Source organism: Sphingomonas sp. HITSZ_GF (assembly GCF_029543155.1).
Taxonomy (GTDB): Bacteria; Pseudomonadota; Alphaproteobacteria; order Sphingomonadales; family Sphingomonadaceae; genus Sphingomonas.
Map to the genome: position 1 here is coordinate 113,128 of NZ_JARQXA010000006.1, position 11,838 is coordinate 124,965.

Sequence of the window (11,838 nt, forward strand, 5' to 3'; positions counted from 1 at the left end):
GAAAGCCGTGCTTCTTGCGGCAAGCGCAGGCGCACCTATATCCGGCAACGTGATCGGTTCTCCGCGCTGCCTCAAAGCAGGGGCGTGGGGGCCAAGTGTTTGAATTTTACTGGGGGCCAACGAGGGACCATGGCTAAAGTTATCGGTATCGACCTGGGTACGACCAACAGCTGCGTCGCAGTGATGGAGGGCGGCAAGCCCAAGGTCATCGAGAATGTGGAAGGCGCGCGTACCACGCCGTCGATCGTCGCCTTCGCAAAGGACGGCGAGCGCCTGATCGGTCAGCCGGCGAAGCGCCAGGCAGTGACCAATCCGGACAACACGGTTTTCGCGGTGAAGCGCCTGATCGGCCGCCGCTTCGACGACCCGGTGACCAAGAAGGACACCGAGCTGGTGCCCTACACCATCGTGCGCGGCTCGAACGGAGACGCCTGGGTGCAGGCCGGCGGCGAGGACTACTCGCCCTCGCAGATCAGCGCGTTCATCCTGCAGAAGATGAAGGAAACCGCCGAGGCCTATCTCGGCGAGACCGTCTCGCAGGCCGTGATCACGGTTCCGGCGTACTTCAACGACGCGCAGCGCCAGGCGACCAAGGACGCCGGCAAGATCGCGGGCCTGGAAGTGCTGCGCATCATCAACGAGCCGACGGCGGCGGCGCTCGCCTATGGCCTCGAGAAGAACGACGGCAAGACGATCGCGGTCTATGACCTTGGCGGCGGCACGTTCGACATCTCGGTGCTCGAGATCGGCGACGGCGTGTTCGAGGTGAAGGCCACCAACGGCGACACCTTCCTGGGCGGCGAGGACTTCGACGCCAAGCTGGTGCAGTTCCTGGCCGACGACTTCAAGAAGGCCGAAGGCATCGACCTCACCAAGGACAAGCTGGCACTCCAGCGTCTGAAGGAAGCGGCCGAGAAGGCGAAGATCGAGCTTTCGAGCGCGCAGACCACCGAAGTGAACCTGCCCTTCATCACCGCCGACGCCAACGGGCCGAAGCACCTGGTGAAGACGATCAACCGCGCCGAGCTGGAGCGCCTCGTCGAGGACCTGATCCAGCGCACGCTCGAGCCGTGCCGCAAGGCGCTGGCTGACGCCGGCGTCAAGGGTTCGGCGATCGACGAAGTGGTGCTGGTCGGCGGTATGACCCGCATGCCCAAGGTCCGCCAGATCGTGAAGGAGTTCTTCGGCAAGGAGCCGCACACCGGCGTGAACCCGGACGAAGTCGTCGCCATCGGCGCGGCGATCCAGGCCGGCGTGCTCCAGGGCGACGTCAAGGACGTGCTGCTGCTCGACGTGACTCCGCTATCGCTCGGCATCGAGACGCTGGGTGGCGTGTTCACCCGCATGATCGACCGCAACACGACGATCCCGACCAAGAAGAGCCAGGTCTATTCGACTGCCGATGACAATCAGCAGGCGGTGACGATCCGCGTCTTCCAGGGCGAGCGCGAGATGGCGGCGGACAACAAGCTGCTCGGCCAGTTCGACCTGGTCGGCATCCCGCCGGCGCCGCGCGGCGTGCCGCAGATCGAAGTGACCTTCGACATCGACGCCAACGGCCTGGTCAACGTGTCGGCCAAGGACAAGGGCACCGGCAAGGAGCAGCAGATCCGCATCCAGGCCTCGGGTGGTCTTTCGGACAGCGACATCGAGCAGATGGTCCGCGACGCCGAGAGCTTCGCCGAAGAGGACAAGAAGCGCCGTGCCGCGGCCGAGGCGAAGAACAACGCCGAGAGCCTGGTCCACACGACCGAACGCCAGCTCGCCGAGAATGGCGACAAGGTCGATGCTTCGCTGAAGGCGGAGATCGAGGCGGCGGTTGCCGAGACCAAGGCTGCGATCGACGGCGGCGACGCCGACGAGATGCAGGCCAAGAGCCAGAACCTCGCCCAGGTGGCGATGAAGCTCGGCCAGGCGATCTACGAGAAGCAGCAGGCATCCGAGGCTTCGCCTCAGGCCGGCGCTGCGGCGGGGAACGAAGCGGGCGGCGAGGAAGTCGTCGATGCCGAGTTCTCCGAGGTGGACGACAACAAGGCGTAAACCAAAAGCTCCCTCTCCCCTCCGGGGAGAGGGCTGGGGAGAGGGGCATGATCATTAGCGTTCCGCTTGTCGCGCCTCTCTGCCCCTCTCCCAACCCTCTCCCCGGAGGGGAGAGGGCTATGAGGGCCGAATGACCACCGAAGTCGATTTCTACGAGCTGCTCGAAGTCGAGCGCACTGCGGACGAGGCCACGCTCAAGTCCGCCTATCGCAAGCTCGCGATCAAATATCACCCCGACAAGAATGCCGGGTGCAAGGATCATGAGGCCAAGTTCAAGGCGATCAACGAAGCCTATGACTGCCTGAAGGATCCGCAGAAGCGCGCGGCCTATGACCGGTTCGGCCATGCGGCCTTCAAGAACGGCATGGGTGGTGGCGGTGGCGCCGGGCATGGCCCGCAGGATTTCGGCGCGTTCAGCGACATCTTCGAAAGCGTGTTCGGCGAGTTCATGGGCGGCGCCCGCGGCGGCGGCCGCCAGGTGCGCCGTGGCGCGGACCTGCGCTACGACATGGAGATCAGCCTCGAGCAGGCGTTCGAGGGCACGACCAGCGAGATCACCGTCGACGTATCCGGCCATTGCGAGACGTGCGACGGCACCGGCGCCAAGCCGGGGACCAAGGCGACCCAGTGCAAATATTGCGGCGGGCACGGCAAGGTGCGCGCGCAGCAGGGCTTCTTTATGGTCGAGCGCGCCTGCCATCATTGCCACGGCGCCGGCGAGATCATCGACGAGCCGTGCCGCGACTGCCGTGGCGAGGGCCGGGCGGACAAGACCAAGACGCTGAAGATCAACGTGCCCCCCGGCGTGGACGAAGGCACGCGGATTCGCCTGCAGGGCGAGGGCGAGGCGGGCGCGCGCGGTGCCCCGGCCGGCGACCTCTACATTTTCCTGCACGTCAAGAAGCACGCGATCTTCGAGCGCGAGGGCACCAACCTGTTCGCGCATGCGCCGATCAGCTTCACCACCGCGGCGCTGGGCGGCGAGATCGTCATTCCCGGGCTGGACGGCGAGAAGCATGCGATCAAGATCGCGGCGGGCACGCAAAGCGGCCGCGAGCTGCGCCAGCGCGGTGCCGGCATGCCGGTGCTGCAGGGGCGCGGGCGCGGCGACCTAGTCGTCGAGCTGGTTGTCGAGATGCCGACCAAGCTGACTGCCAAGCAGCGCGAGCTGCTGGAGGCGTTCCGCGAGACCGAGACGGGCGAGGAATGCCCGCAGGCCACGGGGTTCTTCGCGAAGTTGAAGGCAGCGCTGGGCTAGGTTTTAGCCGTTTCAGCATTTTCAATCCTCCCTCGGAGGGGGAGGGGGACCAGCGAAGCTGGTGGAGGGGTATTCTCCGCGGGCTATATCGCTTGAGGCGCGCTACCCCTCCACCACCGCTCCGCGGCGGTCCCCCTCCCCCTCCGGGGGAGGATTTAGTAGCTCAAGGATCGAGCGGGTCCTGGGCGTCTCGGTGCAGCGCGGCGGGAAGCGCGCGCCACTCCATTTCATAGGGCCCGAGCTGGCGGCCGCGGACGATGGGCTGATAGCCCAGTTCGGCGTCGAGCCGCTGGCCGAAGCCGTCCGAGGCCACGCCGGTGATGTGCGAGGCGCTAGACGTCACGATCGACGGGCGATCCATCGGCAGCCCGTAGCGGAAGATCAGCCGCGCGGCGTTGCGGAAGTTGGTGGTGGTGTGGCGCGCCGCCGGCTCGATCAGCACCGCGCTTGCCGGGATGCCGTAGCGCTCGACCAGCTCCCGCTTCATGCTCATCGCTTCGAATATATCGGTATGCACCGGGTGGACCGCCCCGCCCGAGACGATGAGGAACGGCGCCTTGCCTTCGCGGTAGAGCTGGGCGGCGCGCATCGTGCGCAGCTTGCCGATGGCGCTGATGCCCGTGCCGAGCGTGCCGGGGCCGCTGCCGAGCACCAGGATCGACGCATAGGGATAGCGCGACCAGGCGGTGCCCGCCACGCGCGCGACGGCGGCGGCGTTCTCGCGCCGCTCGAGCGGGGTGCTGATCCGTACCAGCTCGCGATCGTTGAGATAGAGCAGGGTCAGCGCGAACTGGAGCGGCTCGGCGAAGACGGAGGCGTCGGCCGGCATGCCGCGCGCGCCGATGTCCGCCGCCTCGGCGAGCAGGCGGCCAAAGGCGGGATCGTCGGGCTTGAAGTCGCCCGAATCGATCTTGGGATAGCGGGGCGCCTCGGCCAGGCCGAAGACGCGGTAGATGCGGTTCATGCCCGCCGCAGCGTCCGCCCAGGCGGCGCGGATCAGATCGGCATCGCCTTTCGCGGCATGGCGCTGGAAGGCGCCCGACGGGCGCAGATGCCGGGCGGCGATCCCGGCGATGCGCGGATCGGTTGCCAGCGCGGCGCCGACCGCGTCGATCTCCTCTGGGCGCCACAGCATCGCCTCGACCCGGCATCTCGCGCTTTCGGCCCCGCAGCCAGCGAGCGCCGCGGCGATGCGCTGCGCGCGCTCCGCCTTGATCCGGGCAAGTCTGGGCGAGGCGAGGATCGCTGCGCGATATTCGGGGACGCGCTCGAGCAGGGTGAGCAGGTAGAAATTCTCGTCCTGCACCGCCGAGCCGCTATGCACCCAGGCATAGCCGCGGTCCGGCAGGGCAGGTGCGTGCTGGGCGGATGCCGGCGGGGCCGGGGGCAGGGTGGATGCGCCCAGCGTGGCGCCGAGCAGGGCAGTGGCGAGGCGGAGGCGCAATTCGGATCTTCCTGTCAGGTGCGAGGCGATGGCGGGGCTCTTCTATACGCCCGGATGTTGCGGCGTCACGACACCGCGCCGCCTGCATCATTACGTTAACGTAAGCTGCAAGGGCAGTTCAGCATCGCCTCAGGCCGACTCGCATAGAAGTTCTTCCATACCCGGTGCCAAGGCGCCGGCCAGAAGAGGAGAAAGATCATGCGTAAGACGCTTCTGGGCCTCGCGGCCATGGCCGTTGCCCTGCCGACCCTGTCCACCCCCGCGAGCGCGCAGCGCTATGGCGGTGGCTACCAGGATCATGGCCGCTACGAGCGCCACTATGACAATCGCGGCTATGACCGTGGCTACAATGACCGCGGCTATTACAACGGCCCGACCTGGCGTGGGCGCGACGGCCGCAACTATTGCCGCCGCTCGGACGGCACGACGGGCCTGCTGATCGGCGGTGTCGCCGGCGCGCTGGTCGGCCGCAGCATCGACCGCTACGGTGATCGCGCCCCGGGCACGCTGCTCGGCGCCCTGGGCGGCGCGCTGATCGGTCAGGCGATCGACAAGGACAATGGTGGCCGTCGCTGCCGCTAAGTCCTTCGGAATTGGAGTGGAGGCAGGGGCCTGGTGGAAACGCCGGGCCCTTTCTCTTTGTCAGGCCGGCAGGCCGTAGCTGTCGATCCATGACTTTCGCTATGCGGCTTATGTGATGGAGGGGCTGGCACTCCGGTAGCCCATTGTTCCCCGGCGAAAGCCGGGGCCCAGGGTCACAAGCGACGCGGCAGAGAAACCCTGGGCCCCGGCTTTCGCCGGGGAACATGCGTGCTTCACCGCCCGTCATCGCTCCAGTGCGGCGGGTCGCTGATCAGCTTGACCACGCCGTACGTCGCGCCGAGCTTGTGGAGGTCGGGATTGTCGCCCGATCGCGGGGCGCCGAGTTCGCGGAGCTTGCCCTGCTTGTCCTTGATCCGCAGCGTGCCGGTCCATGCGATCGTCATGTCGATCGCGCGGCCCTCGATATGGCGCGAGGTGAGCGACGGTTCGAAGGCGATCTGGAACAATGCCATCATCTGCTGGGCGCCTGCCTTGGATCTGGCCAGGTCGCCATGATCCCATTGGATCTTGAGACCCGGAAGCGCTGGGACCTTGGCCGGAGCCACCGATCCCTTCGCCACGCACCAGCTATAGTGCATCAGATGCGCGCGGATCGCGTTGCGGCGGGTGGCCGAGACAGTGACGCTGGCGCCGGCGTCCTTGAGCGCCTTGAGGAAGGCGGCGACGTTGGCCTGGAAGGGCTGGACGAGATCGGCGACTGCGGCGCTGTTCGGATATCTCGCCTGGTTGGCGTTCCACCAGTCGGCGCCGGAGAGCGGCGGGCGGGCACCCTGGCCGGCGGCGAGCGCGGTCCAGGTCTTGCCGCCGGGGGAAATCAGCCCGTCGGGCCTGGCGGCGCCCAGCACCTGCGCCTGATAGCCGGTGATCGCCGCGATCGTGAGCGGCCCGCATTCGCCGCTGGTGGGAAGCAGCTTCTGCCCGGTGGCGCCGAGCCAGTCGTTGAGCAGATGCTGGACGACAAGGACGTCGGCCAGGTCGTTGACGCCGTTCTTCCCCACCGATGCGCCGATTGGCATGTGAACCCTCTCTCCAAATCCTCCCCCGGAGGGGGAGGGGGACCGCCGCGTAGCGGTGGTGGAGGGGTAGCGCGCCCCAAGCGATATCGCACGTGGAGATTACCCCTCCACCAGCCTGCGGCTGGTCCCCCTCCCCCTCCGGGGGAGGATCCAGTGGCTATTTTGCCAGAAGGTCGGCGATCGCGCGGGAGATGCTGGCGAGCGTGTAGGGCTTCTGGGTGACCAGCGCCGCGGCATGGTCCGCCGGGAGCTTGAGCTGCTCGCCATAGCCGGTGGCGAAGAGGAAGGGCACGCCGGCGGCGGCGAGGTCGTCGGCGAGCGGCAGGCTGGTCTCGGCGCCGAGATTGACGTCGAGCACCGCCGCTTCGAACACCTCGCGGGCGATCTCCTCGCGCGCCTGGGAGAGCGTGGCCGCGGTGACGACGCGCCGTGCGCCGAGGCGGGTGAGAATGTCCTCCGCATCCATCGCGATGATCAGGCTGTCCTCGACGAGCAGCACCACGCCCGAGAGCAGCTTGGGCGCGGTGGCGCCGGGCGCGGGCTCGGGCGGCGGGGCCGGGCGGACGGCGCGGCCCGGATCGATCTCGATATGGCGGGCGGGCACCGAGAAATCGGCCTCGAGCCCGGTGAGCGGGTAGCGGACATCGGCGCGGCCGCCGAGGTCATAGGGGATCGAGCGCGTGATGATCGTGGTGCCGAAGCCCTGGCGCTTGGGCGGCTGGACGGCGGGGCCGCCGCGCTCGCGCCACTCGATCGCCAGATCGCCTTCGCGATCGACAGACCAGGCGATGTGGACCGAGCCATTGTCCGACAGCGCGCCGTACTTGGCCGAATTGGTCATCAGCTCGTGCAGCACCAGCGCCAGCGTCGAGAAGGCCTGGGGATGGAGCATCACTGCCGGCCCCTCGGTCTCGACCCGGCCTGCCTTGCCGGCGAGATAGGCCGCAGCCTCGGTCTCGATCAGGCGGAGCAGGGGCGCGGCGGACCAATTGTCCTGCGTGATCTGGTCGTGCGCGCGCGCCAGGCTCTCGATCCGCCCTTCGAGCAGATGGATGGTGTCGCGGGCATCGCCCTCGGGATCGAGCGACTGGCGGACCAGGCCGCGGATCAGGCTGAGGATGTTGCGGACGCGGTGGTTGAGCTCCGCGATCAGCAGCTCCTGCCGCTCGGAAAAGCGGCGGCGCTCCTCCTGGGCATCGTCGCTGAGGCGCAGCACGACTTCGATCAGCGAGGCGCGCAGCATCTCCGCGACGCGCAGCTCGGCATTGGTGAAGGGCTCGGAGCGGCCGCGGACTTCCTGGCTCCACAGCTCGAAGCTCTCGCGCGGCGTGAGGCGCGGGCCGTTGGGGCCGAGCTGGGCGGGCTTGTGCGGATCGCCGGCCCATTTGACCGTGCGGATCTTCTCCTGGCGGAAGAGCAGGACATAGTCGCGCGGGCGGCGCGAGATCGGGATCGCCAGCATGCCGGCGGCGACATCGTCATAATCGGCGGCGGCGGGCAGAGTGTCGGCCAGGCGATCGGTCGCGAAGATCTTGCCTGCGGCCATGGCGTTGAGCCGGCGCGTGATCGCGCCGAACGCCTCGGCGGGCGGCGTCATGCCCGAATAGGCGACCTTGCCGTCGAGCCAGATCGCGATGCCGTCGCTCGGCACTGTCTCGCGCATCATCGTGCCGAGCCATTCGGGATTGTCGAGCAGCGTCGAATCGCCGGCGACCGCGGCGAGCAGCCGGTCGCTGGAGAAGCGCGCGGCCAGCTCATAGGCGGCGAGTTCCTTGCGCTCGCGGCTCTCGAGCTTGAGCGCGAACATCTGGCCGAACAGTTCGGCGATCGAGCGGCGCTCGAAGCTGGGGCAGCGCGCGGCATAGTGATGGCAGGCGAACAGGCCCCAGAGCTGGCCCTCGACGATGATCGAGATCGACAGCGAGGCGCCGACGCCCATGTTCTTGAGATATTCGATATGGATCGGCGAGACCGAGCGCAGCACCGAGAGCGACAGGTCGATCGGCGCGCCATTCTCGTCGAGCCGGGGCAGGATCGGCACGGGCTCGGCATCGACATCGGCGATGATGCGGAACGGCGTGCGCACGTAGAGCCTGCGCGCCTGTTGCGGGATGTCGCTGGCGGGGTAGCGCAGATCGAGGAAGCTGCCGATGCCGGCGCGCGCCGCCTCGGCCACCACCACGCCCGACCCGTCGCGATCGAAGCGATAGACCATGACGCGGTCGAAGCCGGTGAGCGCGCGGACCTGGCGGGCGCCCTCGCGGTAGAAGCTGGAGGCGTCGGCGGTCTCGTCGAGCCGGGCCATCATCGCGCGGATCGCCGAGCCGATATCGGTGGAGGGATCGTCGCGGCAATCCTCGCCCTCGAGGATGATCGTGTCGCCGATCATGTGGAGCGCGAAATCGAAGCAGCGGCCGCTGGCGATCTTCAGCCCGAAGACGCGCTCGACCGCATCGTTGCCGCGGAGCATCGCCAGCCGGTTGCGCAGCGTGTGGACGGCATGATCGCCCAGCAGCTCGACCGCGGAAGTGCCGAGCAGGTCTTCCGCCGATTTGCCGAGGAACGCCTCGGCATTGGCGGAGACGCGGCGGACCAGCCAGTCGATCGACAGTGCGAGCAGGAAGCCGAACGACTGGACGGCGCCCAGTTCGTGAATCGGCTCGCGATCGCAATTGGTGAGATCGACCTCGAAGTTACCGTCCTTCGCCAATCTCATCCCTTCGCCAATTAGCCGCCGAATGCTCGAACGCTGCGAAAGTCGCAAGCGCGGCGGCGAGCGCTGCCGCCAGCGCATCCGGCTCGCGAAGGAGACGATCTATAACCCCAAGTAGTTGCTGCCAGTTTTCGGCGCGCTGATCTGCATCAAGATAGGCACGGGGAAATCCGGCGGGCAAGCGCCGCGCGAGGAATTTTCCGCCGAGGCGAGAGCCTTCGAGGACGTAGAGCGTGCCGGCGATGGCGCTCAAATCCCCGTTCGCCCTGAGCTTGTCGAAGGGCTCTTCTCCATCTGGCGCCCCGCTTGCGGAAGCGCGCCCTTCGACAAGCTCAGGGCGAACGGATTGCCTGGGGAGCTGCGCGAGATCCTCGCGCAGCAGGTGGCCCCGCTTGCGATCCGCCCAGTTCGCCACCACCCGATCGCCGGGCAGCGTCGCTTCCAGCGGCCACACGACATCGGCATGGGCGGCGAGGAAGCGGGCATAGCTGGCCCGGTCGGTCAGGTCGAAATCGGCAAAGGCGGCGTCCACCCGGTCATGCGCGAGCGAAGTGCCGTCGCGCAGCGCCTGATGGACTGCGCTCCTCAAGCGAAGACGCGATCGAAGATCGTATCGACGTTCTTGTAGTGATAGCCGAGGTCGAACTTGTCCTCGAGTTCCGCCACCGAGAGCGCGGCGGTCACTTCGGGATCGGCCTTGAGCAGCTCGAGCAGCGAGAGCTGGCCGTCCGATTCCCACACCTTCATCGCATTGCGCTGGACCAGCCGATAGCTGTCCTCGCGGCTGACGCCGGCCTGGGTGAGGGCAAGAAGCACGCGCTGCGAATGCACGAGGCCGCCCATTCGATCCAAATTCTTCTGCATGCGCTCGGGATAGACGAGCAGCTTGTCCATCACGCCGGCGAGGCGCGCCAGCGCGAAGTCGAGCGTGATCGTCGCATCGGGGCCGATATAGCGCTCGACCGAGGAGTGGCTGATGTCGCGCTCGTGCCACAGCGCGACATTCTCCATCGCCGGGACGGTGGCGCTGCGGACCATGCGGGCGAGGCCGGTGAGGTTCTCGGTCAGCACCGGGTTGCGCTTGTGCGGCATCGCCGACGAGCCCTTCTGCCCGGGCGAGAAATATTCTTCCGCTTCCAGCACTTCAGTGCGCTGCAGGTGGCGGACCTCGACGGCGAGGCGCTCGATCGACGAGGCGAGCACGCCGAGCGTGGCGAAGAACATCGCGTGGCGGTCGCGCGGGATCACCTGGGTCGAGACCGGCTCGACCGCGAGGCCGAGCTTGTCGGCGACATGCTGCTCGACGCGCGGATCGATATTGGCGAAGGTGCCGACCGCGCCCGAGATCGCGCAGGTGGCGATGTCCGCCCGCGCGGCGAGCAGGCGCTCCTTGCCCCGCTTGAACTCGGCATAGGCCTCGGCAAGCTTGAGGCCGAAGGTGACCGGTTCGGCATGGATGCCGTGGCTGCGGCCGATCGTCGGGGTGAGCTTGTGCTCATAGGCGCGGCGCTTGAGCACTTCGAGCAGCTGGTCGAGGTCGGCGAGCAGGATGTCCGAAGCGCGGGCGAGCTGGACGGCGAGGCAGGTGTCGAGCACGTCCGAGCTGGTCATGCCCTGGTGCATGAAGCGCGCCTCGTCGCCGACCTGCTCGGCCACCCAGGTGAGGAAGGCGATCACGTCGTGCTTGGTCACGGCCTCGATCGCGTCGATCGCGGCGACGTCGATCGCCGGGTTGGTCGCCCACCAGTCCCACAGCGCCTTGGCGGCGCTCTTCGGCACCACGCCCAGTTCGGCCAGCGCCTCGGTCGCATGCGCCTCGATCTCGAACCAGATGCGGAAGCGCGCTTCGGGGGACCAGAGGGCGGTCATCTCGGGGCGCGAATAACGGGGGACCATTGCAAGCCTTTCAACCGGGGGACGGGGCGCCCCTAGCAAGCGGGCGGAAGGGGGGCAACCGAGCCGGCGCCGTTGCAGGCAGGCCACAGCGCAAATGAAATGCGATGAGGTGAGATTGTTCGGGGATAAGATGAGGCTTCAGGTGATGAAATCGGGAACGGAGTTCCCAGATCGAAGGTTGATAGGGAGATTGCTAAAAAGACAATCAGGCCATGACTATAGATAAGAACTAGAACAGGCCTGAGAAGATATAGGAGATATATTTATGCTGAAGCCTATGCTTCTTGCCACTTCGATGTTGTTCGCTATTCCCGCCTTTGCGCAGGAAACGCCTGCGCAGGACAATACGCAGCCCGCGCAGACTGCGCCGGTTCCGGAGCAGGCGACGCCGCCGGTAACGAGCGACGACAAGGCGCCCGGCGCCCAGGATCAGACCGCGACTGCCGAGGCGACTCCGGCACCGGTTGAGCCGACGACGCAGCCCGCCCAGGGTGTGGCGCAGGATACGACCACGGCGCAACCGGAGCAGCCGGCGGCGGTCGCTTCGACCACTGAACCCGCGGCGACTCCGGCGGCCCAGCCGGCCGCGACCCAGGAGCAGGTCGCCCAGGCAGTGGGCCGCGACTTCGGCAACTATGACAAGGATGCCGACGGCAAGCTGGACGCCACCGAGTTCACGGCGTGGATGGGCAACCTCCGCAAGGCCGCCGAGCCCAGCTTCCAGCCGGGCAGTGCCGAGGCGACGACCTGGGCCAACCAGGCCTTTGCCAGCGCCGATACCGACAAGAGCGCTTCGGTGAACAAGCAGGAGCTCACCGTGTTCCTAACCCCGAAGCAGCCGAGCTAAGAGCTTCGTCGCGCCAAATAC

9 protein-coding genes are annotated in these 11,838 nt (G+C 67.4%); 4 read left to right on the forward strand and 5 right to left on the reverse strand.

Going from position 1 to position 11,838, the window contains the following annotated elements; all coding sequences use genetic code 11:
- Positions 1–129: 129 nt before the first annotated feature.
- Positions 130–2,040: a molecular chaperone DnaK gene (dnaK, locus tag P6144_RS17175; protein WP_277769038.1), complete on the forward strand. Its 1,911-nt coding sequence runs from the start codon at positions 130–132 to the stop codon at positions 2,038–2,040.
- A 130-nt stretch (positions 2,041–2,170) separates the two neighbouring features.
- Positions 2,171–3,298 (forward strand): molecular chaperone DnaJ, encoded by a 1,128-nt coding sequence (dnaJ, locus tag P6144_RS17180; RefSeq protein WP_277769039.1) that lies wholly within the window; start codon positions 2,171–2,173, stop codon positions 3,296–3,298.
- A 163-nt stretch (positions 3,299–3,461) separates the two neighbouring features.
- On the opposite strand, the gene P6144_RS17185 is transcribed toward dnaJ, so the two are convergent.
- Positions 3,462–4,742, reverse strand: coding sequence for a YdcF family protein (locus P6144_RS17185; RefSeq protein WP_277769040.1), 1,281 nt, complete (start codon positions 4,740–4,742; stop codon positions 3,462–3,464).
- Positions 4,743–4,940: 198 nt separating this feature from the next.
- Here P6144_RS17185 and P6144_RS17190 point away from each other — a divergent pair, with 198 nt between their 5' ends.
- Positions 4,941–5,324, forward strand: a complete 384-nt coding sequence (locus P6144_RS17190) for a glycine zipper 2TM domain-containing protein (RefSeq protein WP_277769041.1) — start codon at positions 4,941–4,943, stop codon at positions 5,322–5,324.
- Positions 5,325–5,557: 233 nt separating this feature from the next.
- On the opposite strand, the gene P6144_RS17195 is transcribed toward P6144_RS17190, so the two are convergent.
- From P6144_RS17195 to purB, 4 genes are all read right to left on the reverse strand, one after another.
- On the reverse strand, positions 5,558–6,361 hold the full coding sequence (locus P6144_RS17195) for a hypothetical protein (protein ID WP_277769042.1): 804 nt from the start codon (positions 6,359–6,361) through the stop codon (positions 5,558–5,560).
- Positions 6,362–6,518: 157 nt separating this feature from the next.
- The gene (locus tag P6144_RS17200; protein ID WP_277769043.1) at positions 6,519–9,077 is read right to left on the reverse strand and encodes an HWE histidine kinase domain-containing protein; all 2,559 of its coding nucleotides are present in this window, start codon (positions 9,075–9,077) and stop codon (positions 6,519–6,521) included.
- Entirely contained in the window at positions 9,055–9,663 is a 609-nt protein-coding gene (locus P6144_RS17205; RefSeq protein ID WP_277769044.1) for a biliverdin-producing heme oxygenase, read from the reverse strand. Before P6144_RS17205 ends, P6144_RS17200 begins: the two co-directional genes overlap by 23 nt.
- Positions 9,660–10,970 (reverse strand): adenylosuccinate lyase, encoded by a 1,311-nt coding sequence (purB, locus tag P6144_RS17210; protein WP_277769045.1) that lies wholly within the window; start codon positions 10,968–10,970, stop codon positions 9,660–9,662. The genes P6144_RS17205 and purB overlap by 4 nt, the downstream gene beginning before the upstream one ends.
- Positions 10,971–11,265: 295 nt before the next feature.
- Here purB and P6144_RS17215 point away from each other — a divergent pair, with 295 nt between their 5' ends.
- Positions 11,266–11,817: a calcium-binding protein gene (locus tag P6144_RS17215; protein WP_277769046.1), complete on the forward strand. Its 552-nt coding sequence runs from the start codon at positions 11,266–11,268 to the stop codon at positions 11,815–11,817.
- Positions 11,818–11,838 lie beyond the last annotated feature (21 nt).

Excerpts from the sequence above, each read along its gene's own strand:
- dnaK (WP_277769038.1), top strand. The coding sequence starts at position 130 with ATGGCTAAAGTTATCGGTATCGACCTGGGTACGACCAACAGCTGCGTC.
- P6144_RS17190 (WP_277769041.1), top strand. The coding sequence starts at position 4,941 with ATGCGTAAGACGCTTCTGGGCCTCGCGGCCATGGCCGTTGCCCTGCCG.
- P6144_RS17195 (WP_277769042.1), bottom strand. The coding sequence starts at position 6,361 with ATGCCAATCGGCGCATCGGTGGGGAAGAACGGCGTCAACGACCTGGCC.
- dnaJ (WP_277769039.1), top strand. The coding sequence starts at position 2,171 with ATGACCACCGAAGTCGATTTCTACGAGCTGCTCGAAGTCGAGCGCACT.
- P6144_RS17200 (WP_277769043.1), bottom strand. The coding sequence starts at position 9,077 with ATGAGATTGGCGAAGGACGGTAACTTCGAGGTCGATCTCACCAATTGC.
- P6144_RS17215 (WP_277769046.1), top strand. The coding sequence starts at position 11,266 with ATGTTGTTCGCTATTCCCGCCTTTGCGCAGGAAACGCCTGCGCAGGAC.
- purB (WP_277769045.1), bottom strand. The coding sequence starts at position 10,970 with ATGGTCCCCCGTTATTCGCGCCCCGAGATGACCGCCCTCTGGTCCCCC.